Genomic DNA, 20,284 nt, shown 5'->3' on the forward strand with positions numbered 1-20,284 from the left:
TCAACTACGGGGGCGGGTGCGGGACAGCGGGTGTTCGGGTGGTTCTTAGCGGGCGTCCAGGGGGAGTTTGACCAGGACTGTTGTGCCGGGGCCCTCGTGCGGGACGAGTTCGACGGTGCCGTGGTGGCGTTGGACTACCGCGCGGCTCAGGGTCAGGCCCAGGCCGCTGCCGGGGATCGCTCGGTCGCGGGCTCGGCTCGTACGGTAGAGGCCGGTGAACATTTTGTCCCGCTCGTCGGGCGAGACGCCGATACCGGTGTCGGAGACCGCCAGTTCCGCGCAGCGGCCTGTCACACGGAGGGTGACCGTGATGCGGCCGCCGTCGGGGCTGTACTTGACCGCGTTGCCGAGCAGGTTGTCGACGACCTGGCGCAGTCGTTTGCGGTCGCCGGGGAGGATCAGCTCGGTGGGGAGGTCGGTGGCGATCGTCAGCGGCTCTCCTGCGACAGCTTCCCGCGTACGGTCAACTGCTTCTTGCACCACCTCGGCCAGGTCCAAGGGGGTGAGGTGCACGTTGGCGTGGCCCGTGTCGAGCGCGGAGAGCTCGAGCAGCTCGGTGATGATGTGCCGCAGCTGGGTGGTGTTGCGGTCGATCACCTCGAGCATGGCCGGGCCGTCCTCGGCCAGCGTGCGGGCGTCCGCCTCGCGCAACAGCTCCGTGTAGGCGCCGATCGAGGTCAGGGGCGTACGCAGCTCGTGCCCGATCAAGGCCAGATACTCGTTCTTGGTGCGGGTCAGCTGCCGTTGCAGGTCCTCGACGAGCCGGCGCTCGACGAACTGGCCGATGTGCGCGACGATCCCCGACATCAGCGCGACCAGTTCGTCGTCGGCGTTCTCGGCGCTGCCCGCGAAGACGGTGAGCACGCCGAACGCTTCCAGGCCGTGCCGCACCGGGATGGCCAGCGCGGCGTGCAGCTGGGACTCGGCGGCGGTCTCGGGGGAGATCAGGCTCTGCGGGCTGCCGACGTCGCGGATCCACAGCGGTTTCCCGGCCTGCCAGGCGCGGCCGGCGAGGCCCACACCGTACGGAAGCTCGGCCGGCACCTCGATCTCGGCCTCCCAGCCCGGGGCGCTCCACTGCGCCGCCGACCGGATCACCGCGGTCTCGGCGCCCTTGGACGCCGAATCGTCTACCAGCCACAACTCGGCGTGCGTCCAGCCCAGGGTGCGGACGATGGCCTCCAGCACGCGGGGGCCCGCCGCCTCGATGCCGGGCGCGTCGGCCAGCGCGGTGATCACGTTGAGCTCGCAGGTGCGGAACCGTTCTGCACGCTTGCGGCGGGTGACGTCCTGCACGGCCTGGACTGCTCCGAGCGTACGTCCATCGGGCCCGATGATCGGCTGGGCGTCGACGATGTAGTGGCGTGCGGGCCGTCCCCGGCCATGCACGATCAGCTCGTCCCCGCGCAGCTTCTCGCCGCGCAACGCCCGCAGCAGCGTGATGTCGTCATGCCCGAGCGGCTCACCGAGCGCATCCGTGAGCCCCGCCACGGTGGCGTTCTCGCCGAGGTTCTGCGGCACCCTGGCGTCGCCCCACAGCTTGTGCATCCGCCGGTTGACCAGCACAATCTTGCCGTCCGCATCGCAGGCGGTGACCCCGTCGTGCAGGCTGTCGAGCACCGCGTCGAGGAACCGCCGCTGCCGGTCCACCTCGTAACGCGCCAGCTGCTCGGTGATGAGCAGCGTCCCGACCTGGGCTGCCTCCTCGACGGCGGCCAGGTCCTCGGCGCTCCATCGGCGGGGACCGGCCTCGAAGGCGCAGCACACACCGAGGATGGTGCCCTGGTCGTCCAGGATAGGGCGGCCCAGGAACGCACCGGGGCGACGGCTCGCACCCTTCGGCAGCATCACCGAGCCGTGCGGGTCGGCGGCGAGATCGTCGATGACCACTTCGCGGCCGAGCGTGACGACCAGGCCGGAGAGGCTGTTCGCGATCGGGATGTCGGCGATGACCTCGCGCGGGGTCTCCAGGCCGTACTCGCCGTAGAGCCGCAGGCGGTCACCCTCGACAAAATGTACGAGGCCGCAGCGGGCCTGGACGGAGCGGGCGAGCAGGGCCGCGAGGTGATCCGCCGCGCCGCTGGTCAGAACGCCGCGATGCAGCTTCGCGCTGTGCTCCGGCTTGTGCGCGTCGTGCCCAGGCTCTTGTGCGCCGGTGCCGCGTTCGTCGCCGGTGCCGCGTTCGTCGGCGCTGGTGCGTGCCTCGGCGCTTTCGCGGGACGAGATGCGCTCGAGGTCAAGATCGCTTCGTGGCATGCTCCGACCTCCGCGTCCCAGCCTACGGGTACGAAAGCGATAAAACAGGCAAATCTCCTAGTCGTGCGGGTCGCTGCGCAGGGCTTCAGCGCCGCCGATAGACAAGATCAAAAATCTCACGTCCCGCTTGTACGCCACGCTGCTCGAACTTCGTGACCGGCCGATGCTGCGGGCGGGGAGCGTACCCGTCGAAGGTGTTCTCCAGGCCGGGGTCGGCGTCCAAGGTCTCCGCCATCGCCTCGGCGTAATGCGCCCAATCCGTCGCGCAATGCAGCGTGCCACCCGGCCGTAGCCGTTCCCGCAGCAGAGCGACATAGGCGGGCTGAATGAGCCGCCGCTTGTGATGACGCGCCTTCGGCCACGGATCGGGAAAGAAGGAATGAACGGAGTCGAGACTGCCCGGCGCGATCCGGCGCACCAACTCGATGGCGTCACCATGCGCCACCCGCACATTCGTCAGCCCCTGCTCCCCGACCAGGGCCAGCAGATTCCCGATCCCCGGCGTATGCACCTCAACCCCAAGATAATCCCGCCCGGGATCGGCCGCCGCCATCAACGCGGTCCCCTCACCCATCCCGAAACCAATCTCGAGTACGCCCGGAGCCCGCCTCCCGAACAACTCCGCAAACTCGATCGGAGTCCGATCCCCGTCCTCGATCGTGATCCCCAGCGTGGGCCACAACTCGGCAAACGCATCAGCATGCCGATTCCCCATCCGCCCCCGCCGTGGATGAAAGGTCCGGATATGCCGTTCAGCGGTCGTCTCACTCATCAGACCGCCAACGATAGTGCCTACTTCCCGGGCTGCACGCTCGGCTGCGATCCGCGGTGGAATGCGACCCGGCCACCCCCGTCGAGGTCCACGATCATCACCCAGGACCCGCCCTTGAAACTCCCGGTGACAACACCGCGCGACTCATCCAGATAGGCGAACTCCCGATCCTGCGTCACCCCGACATCCCGCCGAACCCCGCTCACCGTGTCGTACTCGACCACATGCAGCGGCCGATTCCCCCGCTCGTACGCCGTCCAAGCCAGCCGCCTCCCATCACCACGCCAACTGGGCACCACAGCAAACCCGGAATTCTGCAACCCCCCACCGCCGTACGCCGCAACGGTCCTCTCCCCACCGGAGGCAACATCCCCCACGGTGAGGCAGGAGTCGTACACCGATTCGCAGTCCCCGCCCCGAAAAGCGACCTTGCTCCCGTCGGGCGACCAGGCGACAGCGTCATCACCCCGCAGCCGCTCCTTGACCGAACCCTTGGCCTCGGCGGCGGTGACCACAGGCTCCGGCGGTAATTCCTCATCCCGGCAGTAACTGGGAAACAGCACCTCAGGAACCGCGTCAGCCTCAGTGGCCGAGATCGCATAAACCCCAGGCCCACCGGAACACGAAACCGACGAAAACGCGATCGCCCTCCCATCAGGCGCCCAACTGGGCCCCGAAGCAGCCCGAGTGGTCACGTGCCGCTTCCCCGTCCCATCAGCCTTCATGGTCCACAACTGAGACCCCTTCAGCGCAGCGATCAAATCCCCGTCAGGAGACCACCGGGGCCGTGACCACCCCCGCCCGCCGGCCACCTTGACCTCGCCCTTCCCCTTACTGACGTAAACGCTCCCGTCCCGAACGTAAGCAACCAGCGTCTTGAGGCCGGCCACCCGGCTGTCCCCACCCACAGCCGTTGTCCCAGCAGCCGTTGTCCCAGCTCCGGACACTGCGGCGGCTCCCACCCCACCGAATCCGACCGCACCAACCCCAGCCCCGGCAACCCCCGCCACCACGACCGCGACCAACCGACAAACCCGCATTCCCCACGCCCCCCGACGCCGTACCCGCTTACATCGCAGACATCGTCGCAACCAGCCCGCACCTAAGAACTTCCCCGACCGAAACCAAAACCGATCCCCACCTTTCAGCCACTGCCGTCCCCCACCCGAACGACACCGAACGGCTGACCCCGAGCTGACGCGGAGGCCTGGATCGCGGGAATGGCATGGGCCGGGGCAAGGCCTCGGTCGCGCGGTTGCATGGGGTTGCGCGGTTGCATGGGGTCGCGCGGTTGCATGGGGTCAAGGGGTTGCATAGGTCGCGCGGTTGCTTAGTGTCGCGCGGTTGTGAGGCTGTGGCGGCCCTCGTGTCCGCAATGATCAGCCGGGTCGTGGTGGAAGGGCCCCACGGTCAGCGCTCTGGGCCTTGCGCCTCCCTCCCAACCCGAAACCGGCAACGACCAGGCATCGTCGGCCGGAAGCCGAGCCGGGATGGGGCCGCCGGCCGCTGATGATCGCGGATCCGGCGGTACATGACCGCTCGGCTCCCGCACCAGGTGACCGGTGAGCAGCATGTTCGCCAGGACAGGGGCGACGAGCTCGCGGCCCATCCCGTGCCGCCTCACCAGGCACTCATCCCGATCGGCCACCAAGTGGGCGTCCTGATGAGGGCACGCCGCGAGGTCGGCGCGACGCCATGGCGGTGACGCCGCGCCGAGTCATCCCCTTCCTCCCCGCCGCCTACCTAGCTGCGCAGGCTTACGGCCTGGTCCTACGCGACCTGACCCGACGCGGCGCTCGTTCGGCCCGGCCTGGCCCGACGCGGCGCCTGTTCGGCCTGGGCGGGCCTGACGCGGCGCTTGTTCGGCCCGGCCTGGCCTGACGCGGCGCTTGTTCGGCCCGGGCGGGCCTGACGTGGCGCCGGCCCGGCCTCACCCACCCGCGGCGGGCCGGGGGACGGCGCGTCGCTTTGCGGTCCGGGTGGGAGGGGGAAGGCTCCCGTGCCGGGCCGGGGAGGGTGGGTGAGGAGATCGGTCAGGCGGCGCCGGTGCCCCACATGCTGGTGAAGGCGGCTGCTTCGCCGGCCAGCCAGCGTTCGACGTCGGCGGTCTTGGTGGCGGGGGCGGGGCGGTGGATCTGGGCTCGGCGGATGTCGATGAGGACCGGCTCCGCGTTGGGGAGGATCTGGTCCATGTGGCGGGTCATGAGGTGGAGGGTGGCGGTGATGACCTCGGGGGTGGGGGGTTCTTCGTCGAAGTGGAGGCGGACGGCTTCGCGGCGGTTGTCGGCGTACCTGAGGCCGAAGTGGGGGTTGATCTTTACGGCCAGGGGGCCGACGGAGGCCAGGGCTTCGCGGGTCTGGGCGAGGCCGACGTCGGCGGGGTCGCCGAGGGAGTGGAGGTAGGTCAGGGCGCCGGTGCTCACCGCTTCGTAGAGCGGCTTCCAGCGGGGCTTGACGAGGTCGGTCACGCCGTTGAGGTAGGTGCCGCCGGTGCGGAAGGCGATGTCCGCCTTGAGAGCCTTGACGAGCTGGCTGTGCGGGTTGAAGCCGGTGCGGCGCTCGCGCTGGCGGCGCAGGCCACCGACGAACGTCGCCTTGGCCGGCCCGGTGCGGGCGACATAGCGGGTGAAGCCCAACATCGTTGCGTACGGCGGAAGGGTGGACAAAACGGGCGTTGTCACGATGATCTCCCCGCAGGTCAGTAGCCCTTTTAGTACACACATTCTAATCGACGGGTACGACATTCCCCAGGCGTGTGGTGATCAACTAGGTGTCGCGTTCTCGCGAATGCTGCATGCCGTGGTGGACGACGGTCCGGGACCGGAATCACCCTTCGAGATACTTGTCCCAGTCGGGGCCGGTCTCGTGGGAACCGGGTGCTGCGTTCTCGCCCGCAGTCCTCTCCCGGAGGTCGTCCAAACAACCGGCTGCCCACATCCGGAGCTCGTGCAACTCGGTCTCGGACAGGCCGTAGTCGAAGAACCGGGCATCGGCGCGCAGCTCGGCCGCGCCAAGACGGTCCATGAGGTCAACCAGGGAGAATTCCGGTAGGTGCGCGGCGCCGAGGCGTTCCAGATCTCTGAGGGAATACCCGCCGCGGACGTGAGCGGCGTAGACGTCGATGAAGTCCCGGTGCATGGCCCGGTCGTGCAGCGCCCCGACCTTCAAGCCGACGGCGTCATCGAGGGCAAGCACTGGACCGATGTCCAGCAGGACCGGGGGTCCGATGGCTTCCTTCAGCAGATCCACCTCACACATCTCGCCGCCGGTGGTGACCTCGAGCCTAGCCATCAGTGGCGACGATTCCACAACAAAGACGGTGAAGCCCTTCGGCCCAATACACGTCAGCGAGCCGACCGGTGATAGCGCCGAGCGGTAATGGGGACGCGGTGGCCAGGTCCAAGTCGCGTGACGGGCGTTCGGTGAGCCGGTGTGCGCTGATGGCGTAGCCGCCGGCGAGGACCAGGCCGAGCTCATCGCCGGCGTTGAAGGCGATCCGGGCCAGCTGCTCATGTAGTCGGTCCACCTGGTCAGGCCGCGGCAAGGGCCGGAAGGCGCGACTCCCAGACGCTGATCAGATTTCGCGCCGTCAGACGCCGGATGCTGGGCCAGTCGGCTACAAGATGCTGGGTATGCATCCACCGGGCGAGGTCCTCGCGCCGACCTTCGCCGAGCAGCGTCGTGTACAGGGTCAGTCGTTCGTGCTGGTCACTCACATCGAACGAGGACCGGCCCGACCAGGACAACCGATTGGGCAACGCGACAACTCCGGCCGCCGGGCCGGTGAACTCTTCCCAGGCCGGGATTCGGCCCGCCATCTGCCCGGTCCTGGCCAGCGTCTGGTTGATGCTCACCCGGGCATTATCCACCGGCCGGAGGCGGACCGGGAACCGCCGGCCGGGATGATGGGGGTGTGAAGGCCGAGGATGTCCACTTTCTGATCCTGTATCGGACTCCGGAGCGGTGGCGGACCACGGTGGCCGGGCCGGGTGGGATGGCCTGCGGCGGGCTGGACGGCACCCCGCCCGATGCGCCGTTCGAGGAGGCCGAGCGGGAGTTTCGCGAGATCCTCGCCGAGGTGTGGGGCGTGGAGCGGGAGATCGCCTGGGCCGAGACCAGGCCCGGCTGGTGGAACGCCGATCTGAAAGGGTGATTCATGGCTTTGATCCGATGTGACTTCTTCTCCGAGGTGCTCGAGGTGAGCACCTCCATGACCGTGCTGCTCCCGGGGCAGGCCCGCAGCCAGATCGGCCTGGCAGGGCACGCGGGTGACGCCGCGCCGCCACTGCTCTACCTGCTGCACGGGCTCACCGACGACGACACTGCCTGGACGCGATACACCGGCATTGAGCGGTACGCAGCCGCCAAGGGGCTCGCCGTGGTCATGCCGCAGGTGCATCGCAGTTTCTACGCCGACGAGCGGCACGGCATGAAGTTCTGGACGTTCCTGTCGGAGGAGCTGCCCGCCGTGGTGAAGGGCTTTTTCAACGTGTCGACGGCGCGGGAGGACACGTTCGTGGCGGGGCTCTCGATGGGTGGGTACGGCGCGTTCAAGTGGGCGCTGCGGCAGCCCGAGCGCTTTGCGGCGGCGGCCAGCCTGTCGGGGGCGCTCGATACGGCGTACATGTATGAGCATGACAAGCGCGCGCACATCACCGTACTGATGGAACGGGTTTTCGGTGGCAGGCCGGGTGAGGGGGACGACTTGCTGGACCTGGTCAAGGGCGCGCCGAAAGACCTGCCGCGATTGATGCTGCGGTGCGGGACCGAGGATCACCTGCTTGCCCACAACGAGCGGTTCGTCGAGGCGGCGCGGAGCAGCGGTGTCGAGATCGACGCCGAGTTCGGGCCCGGTGAGCACGAGTGGGGCTACTGGGACGCCCAGATCCAGCACGTCCTTGACCGGCTGCCGATCAAGGCCTAAAACTGCAGCGCCGAGGCCATCTTGGCCTGCTCCTCCAGGACGTCGTTCATGCGCGCCTGCACGGCGTCCATCTGGCCGATCGTGTCGCTGGTGGTGAGGATGCCCGCGGAGACCGTACGCGCGCTGTTCTGAATGCCGGTGATCTGTTCGGCGACGCGCTGGGTGGCCTCGGCGGTCTCCCGTGCCAGGTCCTTGACCTCGCCGGCGACGACGGCGAAGCCCCGGCCGACCTCGCCCGCCCGGGCGGCCTCGATGGTGGCGTTCAGGGCGAGCAGGTTGGTCTGGTCGGCGATCGACGAGATGATTTTGATGACGTCGCCGATCGCGGTGGAGGCCTGGCCCAGGGCCTCGACCTCCTGGGTCATGTCGGAGGCGCGGGCGACGGCGTCCTGGGCGACCCGGGTGGCGTCGTCGCTGGCCGCGCGCAGGCGGGAGACGGTGTCGAGCAGGTCGCGGGAGTTGGCCGACGAGATCTCGTTGCCGCGGACGATGTCGAGCCGCTGCGAGACGAGTTGCTGCACGTTGCGCAGTGCGGAGGCGCGGGAGTCCGAGAGCTCGATGAAGTTGGTGGTGAAGAAGTCCATCGTGCCGATGATCTTGCCGTGGCTGAGGATCGGGAAACAGACGCCGGAGCGTACGCCGGCCCGCTGCGCGGCGGGTGCGCGTACGCAGTCCGTGAGCTCGCCGATGTCGCGTACGAACACCAGGTCCTTCGCCCGCCACGCACGTCCAGAAAGCCCGACGCCCTCCGCAAACGTCGCGGCGAGGGTGACCTTGCGGAACTCGTCACCGGCGGAGCCCGACTCGACCTTGAACTTCAGGACGTTGTCGTCGTCGTCGATCTCCCAGAACGATCCGTAGGCCCAGCCGAACGCCGTGCGTACCGCCTCGAGGGCGATCCGCAGTGTCGCGCTGGAGTCGGAGGCCTCGCCGAGCGCGGTGACCACGTTCGTCACGGCGAGCCGGTCGTCGGCGACCTGGCGCAGCTCGGCGGAGGCGAGGGCGGTGAACCGGGCCTGCTCGGCGATCCGGGCGATCGAGGCCCATTTCTCGCTGCGGGGGCCGTCGATGTAGAGCGGCTCGGCGGAGTAGTACTCGAGGACCGCGATGATCTTGTTGTCGCGCAGCACGGGGCTGATGATGGCGGCGTGCATGCCGTGTTTCGAGGCGGCCTGGCAGCGCTGGCAGTCCTCGCACCGGGTCATGTCGTCGACGTAGACCGACTGCTTGGTGCGGACCGCGCGGCCGACCAGTCCCGCGTCGGCCGGCACCGGCTTGCCCTGGATGACGTTCTGCATCTCGCGGATCAGCGTGCCGGTCTCGTACGTCACGGTCATCTGACCGTTGCCGGTGGGCAGCCAGACCGCGCCGTAGCTGAAGTTGTGCGAGCTGACCGTGCTGTCGACCGTGATCTGCCAGGCGGCCTGCTCGTCCTCGGCCGCGCCGAGATCCATGATCAGCTTTTCGAGGCTCTCCACGTCGCGCGGAATGGCGCGCGACTGATCGACCTTGCTTGCGGCCGACCGCGACCGGAATGAGACCACCACGAACTCCTGTCACTCGAAACGCGTTCGCGTTCCCACATCATCGGACAGGAAGGACGTTGCGGACGGCGGAATGCCAGAACCCGGGCGCTACCCCTCAACCGGCGTGGCAAAAGACCGATCTGTTGCGTTGACACCGCAGCAGTGCCGAGGAATGGAGTGCAGGATGCCGCGCGCCGCCGCCCGAGCGACGACGACGACCCTCGCGGTCCTGCTCGTCGCCCTGATAACGCTGATGACGGGCGCCCACCCGGGGTTCGCCGCGGCCGGGGACGAGCCCGAGGAGATCGCTGACACGAATCCCCACGTCGGCGGTTACATCGCCAGCACGGAGCTGCAGGCCGCCACCCCCGGCACGGCGCAGGGCATTCCCGCGAGCGTCGACCTGCGGCCGTCCGCTCCCGCGGTCGGCGATCAGGGTTCCGTCGGCCAGTGCGTCGCCTGGACGATCTCGCGCAACCTCATGGGCTACTACGCCGGCCGCAGCGGCGGTGTCGACACCCCGTACGCCCCACTCTTCCTCTACATGCGCAACGTCACCGCCGGCGGCGCCCCGAACCGCGGCCTCAACCCGGACACGGTGCTCGCCAACGTGCAGGCGAACGGCGTCGACAGCCAGGACGACTACTTCCAGGGCACCAGCAACTACAAGGTGGCCCCGACGTCGTCACAGATCTCGAACGCCGCGAACTACCGCGTGACCGGCTGGACCCGGCTGTGGAGCGGCGCGAACCAGGGCGCCAACGCGCAGACCGCCGTCCAGCAGGCGCTGGCCGCCGGCACCCCGGTCGCCATCGGCTTCTCGGTGTTCCAGGACTTCATGGATCTCGGGGCGCACAGCCTCTACAGCACCACAAGCGGCACCAGCCTCGGCGGCCACATGGTCACCGCGTTCGGCTATGACGCGGACGGCGTCTACCTGCGCAACCAGTGGGGGACGGGCTGGGGTAACGACGGCGATGCCCATGTCTCGTGGAGCTTCATCGAGACGGTGGTCTCCGGCGCGTACACCATCTCCGGGGTCTCCACGCCCTCCAGCCCGGTCGGCGTGACCCCGCAGGTCACCGCGCTGTCGACGAGCAAGGGCCCGGCGGGCACCTCGGTGACGATCACCGGTGCCGGCCTGGTCAAGGCGACCGCGGTCCGCTTCGGCGGCACGTCGGCGACATTCTCGAGGAGCACCACGAACGGCGTCACGCGGTTGCTGGCCACGGCACCCGTACACGCCGGCGGTCCTGCCGATGTCACCGTCACGAACCCGGCCGGTACCAGCGACTCGAGCGGGACCACCGACGATTTCACGTTCACCCAGTCGCCGCCGACGCTGTCCGGGATCGCGCCCAGCACGACGAGCCAGGCGGGCGGCGCGACCATCACGCTGAGCGGCGCCAACCTGAGCGGCGGGACGGTGAAGGTCGGCACGACGGTGGTCACGCCGGCCACGGTGACCGACACCAGCATCACGTTCGTCGCCCCGGCGCGGACCACCGGCAACGTCCCGATCACCGTCACCACGAGCGGCGGCACCAGCAGCGCCCGCTACCTCACGTTCGTCGCCGGCAGCGTCCCCACGATCACCACGCTGACGCCGAGCTCGGGGGCCAGCACGGCGACCACGATCGTCGTCGTCACCGGCACCAACCTGAGCAACATCCGATCGGTGAAGCTGGGTACGACCACGCTCAGCTATACCGTGGTCAGCTCCACCTCGCTGAAGATCTTCGTGAAGGCCCGGCCGTCCGGCGCGGCGTCACTGGTCGTGACGACCGCCGCGGGCACGAGCAACGCGCTGCCCTGGACCGCGGTCACCCCGACGCGCCCGGCGATCAGCTCGCTCAGCCCCGCCACCGGCCTGACCACCGCGTCGACCGTGGTCACCGTCAACGGCTCCGGCTTCACCGGCGCGACGCGGCTCTCGCTCGGTGGCAGGGCGCTGTCCTTCACCCGGCTGTCGGCCACCCAGCTGCGCTTCACGGCCCCGGCACACCGCGCCGGCAAGGTCAACGTCGTCGTGGTCGGGCCGGGCGGCACCAGCGCCGGCAAATCCTTCACGTACGCGACAAGCGTCGCACCCGTCATGAGTTCGCTGAGCCGCACGACGGGCAGCACGAAGAGCATGACCACCACAACGGTGACCGGGCGTTACCTGAGCAAGGTCACCGTCGTCACCTCGGCGGGCAAGCGCGCCAGCTTCAAGCGCGTCACCGACACGAAGATGACGGTGACGCTGGTCCGCCACGCCGCCGGGGCCGTCACCATCCAGGCGACGTCGGCCGGCGGCAGGAGCAACGGCCTCAGGTTCACCTACGTGAACTGAGCGCCCTATTCGCTGTCGCGGCTCTGCTCGGCGAGGAAGCGCTCCAGCTCGGCACCCAGCTCGTCCGCGCTCGGCAGGCTGCTGCCCGGCTCGGCGAGCAGGCTGGCGTCACGGCCGCGCAGGAACGCGTCGTACTGAGCCTCCAGCGACGTGACCAGCCGGCTGGCCTGCTCGTCATCGGCGACCTGCTTGTCGACCTCGTCGCGGACCTCGTCCGCGGCCTCGTGCAGGGCAGCGGTCGGCAGGACCAGCCCGGTGGTGTTGGCCACCGACTCGATCAGCAGCTCGGCCGCCGCGGGATAGGTGGTCTGGGCGAGGTAGTGCGGGACGTGGGCGGCGTATCCCATAGCGTCGTGACCGGCCTCGCCGAGCCTGTACTCGAGCAGGCTGCCGACGCTGGCCGGGACCTGGACCCGCTGCAGCCAGGACTCGTGCTCGCCGAGCAGGCGCTTCTCGGTGGCGTGCGCGGTGACGCTGACCGGGCGGGTGTGCGGCACCGCCATCGGGATCGCGTTGAGCCCGACGGTGACGCTGACGCCGAAGTGCTCGATCAGGGTCTGCACGGCCTTGATGAACCGCTCCCACTGCAGGTCGGGCTCCGGGCCGGCGAGCAGCAGGAAGCTCGTGCCGGTGAGGTCCTTGACCAGGTGGAGGGCGAGGCTGGGCTGCTCGTAGCTCTCCCAGTGGTCCTCGACAAAGATCATCGGGGGCCGCCGCGACCGGTAGTCGAGGAGCTGGTCGAGATCGAAGGTCGCGACGACCTGGTTCTCGAAGTGCTCCAGCAGGTGTTCGCGGGACAGCTGGATGGCGCTGCCCGCGTCGACGAACCCGGTGAGAGCCTGGACGAGCACCACGCCGTCCAGGTCAGGCAGGTCGTCGGCCAACTCGTAGAGCCCGTGTGGGTCGAGCACGCTGCGGACCTCCTCATGACAATGCCCGTTAGGCGCGGGCATTGTCTCTGCAACAACCGGCCGTCCGGGTTCATTCCGTAATGACGATGATCTTCCACTAAAGGTGCGACCGGTCCGGAACGGGGCGGACCGGTGGGGGTTCCGGTGAGTCACGGCGAAGCTGCACAAAGTTCTGTACGCCACGAAGTTGCCGTGCACGTGCATCTGCAAGGCACAATAGTGATCAGGTCCCCTCTTCGTCCCCTCGGAGCGATCTGGTGAACGATTCCGCCGTACCCCCGTCACCGACCATGTCCGACGACGACACCGGCCCACCCGGGTCCCTCTGGACCAGGATGAAAGCCGATCCCCAGTACGCCCCCGAGCACCTCGCCCTCGAAGCGGTCCGCCGCCTCGGCCCCGAGGCCCAGCACTGGGCCGACCACGCCCGCCTGGAGCACCCGGACGTCACCCCCGACGCCCTGGCCCAGCAGGCCGCCCGCCGTTTCATCAACCACGCCCGCCTCTCCGGTGCCGTCTCCGGCGCCACGGGCCTGCCCGGAGCCGTCGTCGACGTCGGGGTCCTCGCCTGGACCCAGTCGCGGATGGTGCTGCACATCGCCGCCGCGTACGGCATCGACCCGGCCGACCCGGAGCGCGCCACCGACCTGCTCATCCTGCAGAAGGTGCACAAGCTCGCCACGACCGCGCGCCTCGCCCTGGGCGTCGCCGCGGGCCGGGAACGAGCCAGCCGGCTCTTCGCCGACACCGCCGCCCGCCCGCTCAGCGGCATGATGGTCAAACTGAGCGTCAAACTCGCCCAGATGGCCGGTGTCCGCGCGGTCAAGCGGATGTTCGCCAAGGTGATCCCCGGCGCCGCGGTGATCCTCGGCACCTGGGTCAACTCGGCGGCAACCAAAGACCTCGCCACTCGCACCCGGCAGCTCTACAGCCCCGCCTAAAGAGTCCCCTCCGACGGTCGATGGGTCCCGGGTAACGGACGGGATCCACCTACCGCGGGGAGACAGGAATGACGCACCGCAAGCGCTGGCTGCTGCTCCTGGCACCCCTGCTGCTCACCGGCTGCGGCGTGCTGACCGGCTCGTCGGCCACCACGCCGGGCGGCGGCACTCCCGGCAGCGCGTCCGGGAGCACCAACCCCGGCCAGCCCTTCCTGGTCATCGCGCGGGGCAGCGCCACCCCGACCCCCACCCCGAGCAGCGGCGTCCCGCCCTACCCGATCCCCACGGCAACGGGCTTCCTCCCGATCACCGGCGGCGGCGCCCGGGTCACCCCGACCCCCACCTGCGGCCTGGACACCGTCCACTTCTCCCGGATCAACTCGCTCACCGTCGTGCCGGGCACCACCAGCGCGACCGCGACCTGGTACGACGTCGGCGGCTACAACCTCGTCGAATACCGCCTCACCGCGATCAGCCAGGACCTCGTCCAGGGCACCCAGCGCGACGTCGGCTGGAAGGTCGTCAAGCCCTCGATCGCCTGCGGCCCGATGACAGCCACCATCACCGGCCTCGACCGCGCCACCAACTACGTCTTCTCCCTGGACGGCGTCGTGGTCCGCCGCAGCGGCGACGGCACCCACGCCGGCACGCTCTACCGCTCCGGCGTGATCAAGACCAAGTGACCTCCGGCCGGTAACCCTGCGCGCGGGCCCTCCCGATATCGAGGACCATGCCGTCGGTCAACTGATCAACGGCATAGCGGCTCAGCGTCGGGGAGACCTGAGCGAGGCCCCGGACCACCCCGGCAGGAACATGCCTCACGGGTACGCCCAGAGCCCGCCCAACCACGTCATCCCGCCGATAGGGCTCCGCGTCCGCGATGTTGTAGGCGCCGCCGGGCCAGCTCAGCGCCGCAAGACAGGCTGCCGCGAGATTCTCCACCGCCGTCAGACTCATCGCGACATCCGGCCCGGGCAACCAGGCCCGCCCCGCCCGCACCACGCGTCGGAGCCGCGGCAGCAGATGCCGATCACCCTCGCCGTAGACCGCCCGAGGCCGCAGAACCACAGCCCCTGCCGCCAGCGCCAGCCTCTCCCCGGCGGCTTTCGTTCTCCCGTACGCACTGAGCTGCCCCACCGTCGGATGCCCCTCGCCCACCGCGCCGGAGTAAGGCCCCGGCCGGTAGACACTCGCACTGCTCACCCACACGACAGGAATCCCCGCCGCCGCCGCGAACAGCCTCTCGGTGCCGCCGACGTTCACCGCCCTGTACGCGGCTTCGATCGCCCGCCCGGCCCGCGGATCACCCACGGCGGCGGCCAGATGCAACACGGCGTCGACCCCTTCGAACGCGGGCAGCTCGCGGCTCGCATCCCAGGACACGTGCACGCCCACCGGCCCGGGCCGCCGCCCCACACAGACCACGTCGTGCCCGCCGGCATCCGCGAGCCGTGCCACCGCCGCACCACAAAACCCCGACGCCCCGGTCACCGCGATCCTCACGCCCTGCCCGTCCTCACGCTTTGCCCGCCGTCACGCTTTGCCCGCCGTCACGCTTTGCCCGCCGCACGGTGGGGCCGGGCTCGATGATCAACGATCGCCAGGCGGGCAGCGCGGCCTTCCGATCCACCCGGGCACGCACCACCCGCGGCTCATGGACCGCCAGGGCCCGCAGAAAATCCCCGAGCTGGGTACGAGCCAGCCGCGCCCCCGGACAGGCATGCGGCCCGACCCCGAAAGCCAGCTGAGCGATCTGCGCGGAAGCGGGCCGAGCCGGATCGGGATCGCGACCGTGGGCGTCGAGCGCATGCCTGGCGACCAGCAGCATCCGATCCCCGGCCCGCACCGGGCAGCCCCCGGGCAGCACACCGTCCGCTGCCGCGACCCGGGGCAGCAGCGGGGTGGGCGCGGTGACCCGGAGCAACTCATCGGCGAGGGCTGGGCTGCCGGCGTACCCCCAGAGGTTTGCATCCGCAGCCCAGGCCGCAGCCCGCGGCAGCGTGGCAACCGTCGTCGTGATCGCGGCCACCGCGAGTATCACCGCGAGCCCAGCCCCCGCCTCACCCCGGGGCGTGACCAGCCCCGACAACCGGGCAGCCGCTTCTTCAGCCTCGCGGTCGGTGCCAGGTGCGCGGAGACCGGGGAGGTGGGCCCGGGCGGCAGCGGCCGCGGCTTCCTGGGTGGCGGCGGCGAGCGTGCGGGGGTCGATGTCGAGTTCGAGCAGGGCGGCGGCGGTGGCTCCGGCGGCCTCGGCGGCGATCGGGACCAGGTCAACCGGCTGCCCGTCGGCCAGTGGACGCAACCGTTGCGAGAACAGATCGGTCCAGATCGGACGCAGGCGGGTGACCCCGGCGGCTCCGAGCAGCTCCGCGGTGTCGCGGCGGGACTGGCGGTGGGTGTCGCCCTGCTGGTCGAAGAGCAGGTCGCCGCCGGTGAGCCGGCCCGCCGCGCCGCCGGTGGTGCCCGGGGCGGTCCGGTCCAGCGGGATGCGGGTCAGCGCGGCGACAAAAGCCTCCCGGTCATGGACGAGCACGTTGCCGCCTAGCCGCAGCGCAGGGCGTCGGCGGGTGGCCGCGAGCAGGGCGAACAGCACCGGGTGGCTGCCCAGGTAGACGCGGCGGTCGCGGGTGCGGGCCCTCATCGGACGTGGGCCTGGTGCGGGGCGGGGCGGTAGCGGCGGTTCCAGCTCCAGAGGAGGGTTCGGCGGGGGCCCCAGGCGCGCAGGCGGCGCAGGCTGGTCTCGACGACGAGGTTCTCGGCGCGGATGATCCGGGAGCTGTGGTGGCGGGCGCGGTTGAGCAGGGTGACGTCCTCCGAGCCGGCGCACAGTTCCTCGCGGGCCGTGCCGCCGCAGCGGTGGTAGAGCTCGGCGGTGATGGCGAGGTTGTGACCGTGGATCAGCATGTACGGCGTGCGCGCGGCCGGGTCGCGATGCAGCCATCGGCCCGCGTGCCCGGCGAGGCGTACGACGGCCGGGTAGACGTGCCGCTGGGCCCAGGTGGGGTTCTCGTCGCTGCGGGGGATGCTGCGGCCGCAGGCCAGGTCGACGTGGTCCAGCAGGGTGCGGCCGGTCGCGACCCAGTTGCGGGCGGGAAGACAGTCCGCGTCGGTACGCAGAAGCTTCGTCGCGCCGTGCTCCAGTGCGTACCGGAATCCGGTGTCGGCGGCAGTTCCCGCACCCGGCGCGGGTTCGGTGAGCACAACGGCCTCGCTGTTGAAGCCGGTTGCGATCCTCGCGGTGCCGTCCGACGAGGCATTGTCCACAACGATCAGGGTGAAATCGGTGTCGGTCTGGGCGGCGAGCGCGTCGAGCAGGCCCGGCAGCAACCGGGCCTCGTTGTACGCGGGCACGATGACGGCGAGCGGCCTCATGCCTGAGCCGCCAGCCGGGCCGCCGCCGCGCGGTCTGGTTTGCGGGAGCGCCCGGCCAGCGGGACGTCCGCCAGCAGCACCGCGTCGGGGCGGGCCGAGCCCATCCTGCGCAGCGGCTCGCGCAACGCGGCCCGGACCTGCGCGGGCACGGCTCCGGGGGCCGGTTGCACGATGGCGACCACGCGTTCGTCGCCGTCGCCGGCGGGGACACCGACGATGACGGCGAGTTCGACGCCGGGGACGTGCAGGGCGGGCTCGTACAGGCCGGGGTAGATGTTCTCGGCACCGCGCAGGATCATGTCCTTGGCGCGGCCGCCGAGCACGAGCCGGCCCGCGTCGAGGCGCCCGATGTCGCCGGTGGTGATCCATTCAGCGGGCGATGAGCCCAGGTAGCGGTCGGCGGCGTTCGGGCCAGCGAGCTGCACCTGCCCGTCGTCGCCGATCCGCGCCCGGACGCCCGGCAGGAGGTCTCCGACCAGGTCGCCGTCGCCGGTGAAGGTGGACTTCGCGGTGGCTTCCACCACCGCGGCGGGGAAGACCTCGGTCAGCGCGTAGACGCCCCACGCCTGGTCGGCGCCGGCCGTCCGGACCCGTTCCAGCAGGGTGGCGCTGACCGGGGCGGATCCGCTGTAGACCCGGCCGGTGAAGCGGGCGCCGGCGGCCAGGGCGGTCCGTAGCTGCGGCGGTGTCAGATACGTCGCCTGCGGGTTGAGTGTGGAGAGCTGCCGGGCCAGTGCGGCCGGGCGTCGGGCGGGCAGTGCGACGGGTGCCTCCCCGGCGAGCGAGGGCACGAGGACGAAGAACGTGCCGCCGATCACCGGGCGGCCGGGGCCGGGGCGGACGAGGTCGTGGACCACCCGCATCCCGGCGGTGATGCTCGCCCTGGTGTGCACCACCGCGCGGGGGCTGCTGGTGGTTCCCGACGTGAACACGATCACCGCGTCCCCGTCGCCGTCGTATCCCGGCGGGCGCGGTCCGGTGGTGGGGGCGAGGATGGGCGCGCTCCCGGGCAGGCGGCGGCCGATCGTCCGGGTCGGGGCCAGTTCCGCGAAGTCGGGCAGGGCCAGGCGGGCGCGGCGGGCCAGGGGAGCGGCCCAGCCGGCGACGGCCTGCGCTGCCGCGTCCGCGAGGACCAGCCTCGGGGCGGCCAGTCGCAAGCGGGCCAGGAGAACGTCCGGCCCGGCGGTCGGGTCCAGCACGGCGACCCGAAGACCCAGGTGGTACGCCGCCAGCATCATCGCCAGCGAGCGGGGTCCCGGGCGTACGGCGAAACCGACCGTGTCCCCGGCTGCCAGGCCTTCGGCGTGCAGGGCGGCTGCGTACCCGGTCACCAGGTCGGCCAGGTCGCCCCGGGAAGCCGTCGAACGTCGTCCCGTGACGATGGCCGGACGGTCGTCGCCCGTGCGCAGGCCCGCGATCAGCTCGCCGATCATCGGGGGTCCGCCGTGAGTGCGCCGCTGCCGCGGTCGAGATACCACTTGGCGGTGCCGCGGATGCCGTACGCGGCGAGCCTGCGGGTGGAGTTCTCCACGACCATCGTGCGGCTGTGCCGGATCGCCGAGGTGGTCCGGCGTACCCGGTTCAGGAAGGTGCGGTCGGTCGGGGAGGGGCGCCGGGGCATGCCACCGCAGGCACGATAGAGCTCGGCGGTGATCGCCATGTTGTTGCCGGCGTGCATCCGGTAGGGCGCGTGGAACTCCCCGGACCGGTGGGCCGGGCGCAGCCGTCCGAAGAACGCGGCCAGGGCGACCAGCACCCGGAACGCTGCCCGGCCGGCGAGGCCGTGCTCGTCGCGGCGGGCGGTGATGCGGCCGCAGACCAGGCCCGCGCCGCCGGTCAGCTCCGAGCGGGCCGCGGCGAGCCAGCCGGGGCGGGGGAGACAGTCGGCGTCCGTACGAGCGAGGAGGGTCGCGCCGCGCTCCATCGCGTACCGGAATCCGGTGTCGACCGCGCAGCCGACGCCCTTCTCGTGCTCGACCACGACGTGCGTCGGGAAGACCGCGGAGAAGCCACGGGCGATCTCCGCCGTGCCGTCGGTCGAGCCGTTGTCCACCACGAGCAGCTCGAAGCCGGTGTCGGTCTGCGCGGCGAGCGCGTCGAGGGTCTGCCGGATCCGGGCCGCCTCGTTGTAGGCCGGCACGATCACCCACAGTGCCGTCACGCGGACACCTCCCAGACCATGGTCATCAGGCTGACGCCACCGCCGAGCCCGACCATCAGCACCCTGTCGCCGCCGGTCAGCCCGGGGCGGACGCGGTCGAGCTGAACCCCGATGGTGGCGCTGGCCATGTTTCCCAGCTCCGGCACGGTGATCACCAGCTTCTCCTCCGGTACGCCCACGATCTCCACGAACCGCCGCAGATAGGGCACCGTCACCTGATGTACGAGCACGGCCGCGTAGTCGTCCCAGCCCAGGCCGGTCCGGTGCGCGACCCGTTCCAGCAGCCCCGCGCCGATCTTCTCGAACACGCCGCTCAGCTTGGTGCCGTCGCCGGTGAAGTAGGTGTGCTCGTCGCCGCGCGGATGCCGGGAGCCGCCGCCGAAGATGCCGCCGGCCGCCCAGTGCTCCGAGTGGGTCTCGCTGTCCACGTCCACGATCCCGCCCGTGGCGACCGGCTCGACCAGCACCGCGGCGCCCGCGTCCCCGAACGTGTAGCCGGCCAGCGCCGTCCGCGCCTGGGCCATGCCGTCGAGCCGGGGCCGCATCGCCCGGGTCGGCGTCTCTCCGGTGACGACCAGCGCCCGCCGCGCCCGGCCGGCCAGGATCATCGCCCGGGCCAGGTCGATGCCGTTCAGGAAGCTGTTGCAGGCGTTCGTGACGTCGAGGGCGTGCGCCCGGCTGCCCAGCGCCGCCTGCACGACGTGCGCGGTGGCCGGCTCGACCATGTCGCGGGTGGCCGAGGCGAAGAGCAGCAGGTCGATGTCGAGCGGGTCGAGCTCGGCCTCGGCCAGCACCGTACGCGCGGCGGCGATCGCCAGGCCGGAGGCGTACTCGTCGTCGTCGGCCACCCGGCGGCGCTCGATGCCGGTCGCCCGGGCCATCATCCCGGTCGGCAGCGGCAGCCGGCTCGCGCCCGCCACCCTGGCCTGGAGCTCGTCGGTGGTCACCTCCCGCGGGGGCAGGAAGCTCGCGGCGGCGGTGATGCCGACCCTGGGCACGGTCAAGTTCATGGCCGAAAGCTTGCTGGACCGCGACGCCGATGGCTTGAGTAGGGCGACCTATTTTCAAGGGTGGGTTGCGCCACAG

20 protein-coding genes are annotated in these 20,284 nt (G+C 70.6%); 5 read left to right on the forward strand and 15 right to left on the reverse strand.

Annotated elements, in window-relative coordinates:
• Nucleotides 1-45 precede the first annotated feature (45 nt).
• From Ahu01nite_RS18060 to Ahu01nite_RS18090, 7 genes are all read right to left on the reverse strand, one after another.
• On the reverse strand, nucleotides 46-2,256 hold the full coding sequence (locus Ahu01nite_RS18060; protein ID WP_203837704.1) for an ATP-binding protein: 2,211 nt from the start codon (nucleotides 2,254-2,256) through the stop codon (nucleotides 46-48).
• Between the two features lie 85 nt (nucleotides 2,257-2,341).
• Nucleotides 2,342-3,028, reverse strand: a complete 687-nt coding sequence (gene trmB, locus Ahu01nite_RS18065) for a tRNA (guanosine(46)-N7)-methyltransferase TrmB (RefSeq protein WP_203837705.1) — start codon at nucleotides 3,026-3,028, stop codon at nucleotides 2,342-2,344.
• 20 nt (nucleotides 3,029-3,048) lie between these two features.
• A complete protein-coding gene (locus Ahu01nite_RS50425) occupies nucleotides 3,049-3,591 on the reverse strand; it encodes a TolB family protein (RefSeq protein ID WP_239158928.1) in 543 nt (180 codons plus the stop codon).
• Nucleotides 3,592-5,061: 1,470 nt separating this feature from the next.
• Nucleotides 5,062-5,709, reverse strand: a complete 648-nt coding sequence (locus Ahu01nite_RS18075) for a hypothetical protein (protein WP_203837706.1) — start codon at nucleotides 5,707-5,709, stop codon at nucleotides 5,062-5,064.
• Nucleotides 5,710-5,854: 145 nt separating this feature from the next.
• The gene (locus Ahu01nite_RS18080) at nucleotides 5,855-6,319 is read right to left on the reverse strand and encodes a hypothetical protein (RefSeq protein ID WP_203837707.1); all 465 of its coding nucleotides are present in this window, start codon (nucleotides 6,317-6,319) and stop codon (nucleotides 5,855-5,857) included.
• The gene (locus tag Ahu01nite_RS51825; protein WP_203837708.1) at nucleotides 6,312-6,554 is read right to left on the reverse strand and encodes a nucleotidyl transferase AbiEii/AbiGii toxin family protein; all 243 of its coding nucleotides are present in this window, start codon (nucleotides 6,552-6,554) and stop codon (nucleotides 6,312-6,314) included. The genes Ahu01nite_RS18080 and Ahu01nite_RS51825 overlap by 8 nt, the downstream gene beginning before the upstream one ends.
• A gap of 4 nt (nucleotides 6,555-6,558) precedes the next feature.
• Nucleotides 6,559-6,882: a hypothetical protein gene (locus tag Ahu01nite_RS18090; RefSeq protein WP_239158929.1), complete on the reverse strand. Its 324-nt coding sequence runs from the start codon at nucleotides 6,880-6,882 to the stop codon at nucleotides 6,559-6,561.
• A 59-nt stretch (nucleotides 6,883-6,941) separates the two neighbouring features.
• Between Ahu01nite_RS18090 and Ahu01nite_RS18095 the strand changes: the two genes are divergently transcribed.
• Together Ahu01nite_RS18095 and Ahu01nite_RS18100 are read left to right on the forward strand one after the other, a co-directional pair.
• On the forward strand, nucleotides 6,942-7,181 hold the full coding sequence (locus Ahu01nite_RS18095; protein WP_203837709.1) for a hypothetical protein: 240 nt from the start codon (nucleotides 6,942-6,944) through the stop codon (nucleotides 7,179-7,181).
• Nucleotides 7,182-7,184: 3 nt separating this feature from the next.
• Entirely contained in the window at nucleotides 7,185-7,952 is a 768-nt protein-coding gene (locus Ahu01nite_RS18100) for an alpha/beta hydrolase (RefSeq protein ID WP_203837710.1), read from the forward strand.
• Here the strand turns inward: Ahu01nite_RS18100 and Ahu01nite_RS18105 are convergent.
• Nucleotides 7,949-9,496, reverse strand: a complete 1,548-nt coding sequence (locus Ahu01nite_RS18105) for a GAF domain-containing protein (protein ID WP_275411758.1) — start codon at nucleotides 9,494-9,496, stop codon at nucleotides 7,949-7,951. The two genes, Ahu01nite_RS18100 and Ahu01nite_RS18105, sit on opposite strands and share 4 nt — an antisense overlap.
• Nucleotides 9,497-9,662: 166 nt before the next feature.
• Here Ahu01nite_RS18105 and Ahu01nite_RS18110 point away from each other — a divergent pair, with 166 nt between their 5' ends.
• Nucleotides 9,663-11,813 carry an IPT/TIG domain-containing protein gene (locus Ahu01nite_RS18110; RefSeq protein ID WP_203837711.1) on the forward strand — a complete coding sequence of 717 codons (2,151 nt, stop codon included), beginning with the start codon at nucleotides 9,663-9,665 and terminating at the stop codon, nucleotides 11,811-11,813.
• A gap of 5 nt (nucleotides 11,814-11,818) precedes the next feature.
• Here Ahu01nite_RS18110 and Ahu01nite_RS18115 read toward each other — a convergent pair whose 3' ends face one another.
• Nucleotides 11,819-12,724 carry a proteasome assembly chaperone family protein gene (locus tag Ahu01nite_RS18115; protein WP_203837712.1) on the reverse strand — a complete coding sequence of 302 codons (906 nt, stop codon included), beginning with the start codon at nucleotides 12,722-12,724 and terminating at the stop codon, nucleotides 11,819-11,821.
• 290 nt (nucleotides 12,725-13,014) lie between these two features.
• Here Ahu01nite_RS18115 and Ahu01nite_RS18120 point away from each other — a divergent pair, with 290 nt between their 5' ends.
• Nucleotides 13,015-13,665 (forward strand): EcsC family protein, encoded by a 651-nt coding sequence (locus Ahu01nite_RS18120; RefSeq protein WP_203837844.1) that lies wholly within the window; start codon nucleotides 13,015-13,017, stop codon nucleotides 13,663-13,665.
• Nucleotides 13,666-13,733: 68 nt separating this feature from the next.
• Entirely contained in the window at nucleotides 13,734-14,348 is a 615-nt protein-coding gene (locus Ahu01nite_RS18125; protein ID WP_203837713.1) for a hypothetical protein, read from the forward strand.
• Here the strand turns inward: Ahu01nite_RS18125 and Ahu01nite_RS18130 are convergent.
• From Ahu01nite_RS18130 to Ahu01nite_RS18155, 6 genes are read right to left on the reverse strand one after another with little or no spacing between them, the layout of a single operon-like run.
• Nucleotides 14,335-15,168 carry an NAD-dependent epimerase/dehydratase family protein gene (locus tag Ahu01nite_RS18130; RefSeq protein ID WP_275411759.1) on the reverse strand — a complete coding sequence of 278 codons (834 nt, stop codon included), beginning with the start codon at nucleotides 15,166-15,168 and terminating at the stop codon, nucleotides 14,335-14,337. The two genes, Ahu01nite_RS18125 and Ahu01nite_RS18130, sit on opposite strands and share 14 nt — an antisense overlap.
• Before the next feature lie 13 nt (nucleotides 15,169-15,181).
• Nucleotides 15,182-16,306: a cytochrome P450 gene (locus tag Ahu01nite_RS18135; RefSeq protein ID WP_203837714.1), complete on the reverse strand. Its 1,125-nt coding sequence runs from the start codon at nucleotides 16,304-16,306 to the stop codon at nucleotides 15,182-15,184.
• A complete protein-coding gene (locus Ahu01nite_RS18140) occupies nucleotides 16,303-17,037 on the reverse strand; it encodes a glycosyltransferase family 2 protein (protein WP_203837715.1) in 735 nt (244 codons plus the stop codon). Before Ahu01nite_RS18140 ends, Ahu01nite_RS18135 begins: the two co-directional genes overlap by 4 nt.
• Nucleotides 17,034-18,470: a class I adenylate-forming enzyme family protein gene (locus Ahu01nite_RS18145; RefSeq protein WP_203837716.1), complete on the reverse strand. Its 1,437-nt coding sequence runs from the start codon at nucleotides 18,468-18,470 to the stop codon at nucleotides 17,034-17,036. Before Ahu01nite_RS18145 ends, Ahu01nite_RS18140 begins: the two co-directional genes overlap by 4 nt.
• Nucleotides 18,467-19,198 carry a glycosyltransferase family 2 protein gene (locus Ahu01nite_RS18150; RefSeq protein WP_203837717.1) on the reverse strand — a complete coding sequence of 244 codons (732 nt, stop codon included), beginning with the start codon at nucleotides 19,196-19,198 and terminating at the stop codon, nucleotides 18,467-18,469. The genes Ahu01nite_RS18145 and Ahu01nite_RS18150 overlap by 4 nt, the downstream gene beginning before the upstream one ends.
• Nucleotides 19,195-20,208 (reverse strand): 3-oxoacyl-ACP synthase III family protein, encoded by a 1,014-nt coding sequence (locus tag Ahu01nite_RS18155; protein WP_203837718.1) that lies wholly within the window; start codon nucleotides 20,206-20,208, stop codon nucleotides 19,195-19,197. The genes Ahu01nite_RS18150 and Ahu01nite_RS18155 overlap by 4 nt, the downstream gene beginning before the upstream one ends.
• Nucleotides 20,209-20,284 lie beyond the last annotated feature (76 nt).

It is taken from the genome of Winogradskya humida, assembly GCF_016862215.1.
GTDB lineage: Bacteria > Actinomycetota > Actinomycetes > Mycobacteriales > Micromonosporaceae > Actinoplanes > Actinoplanes humidus.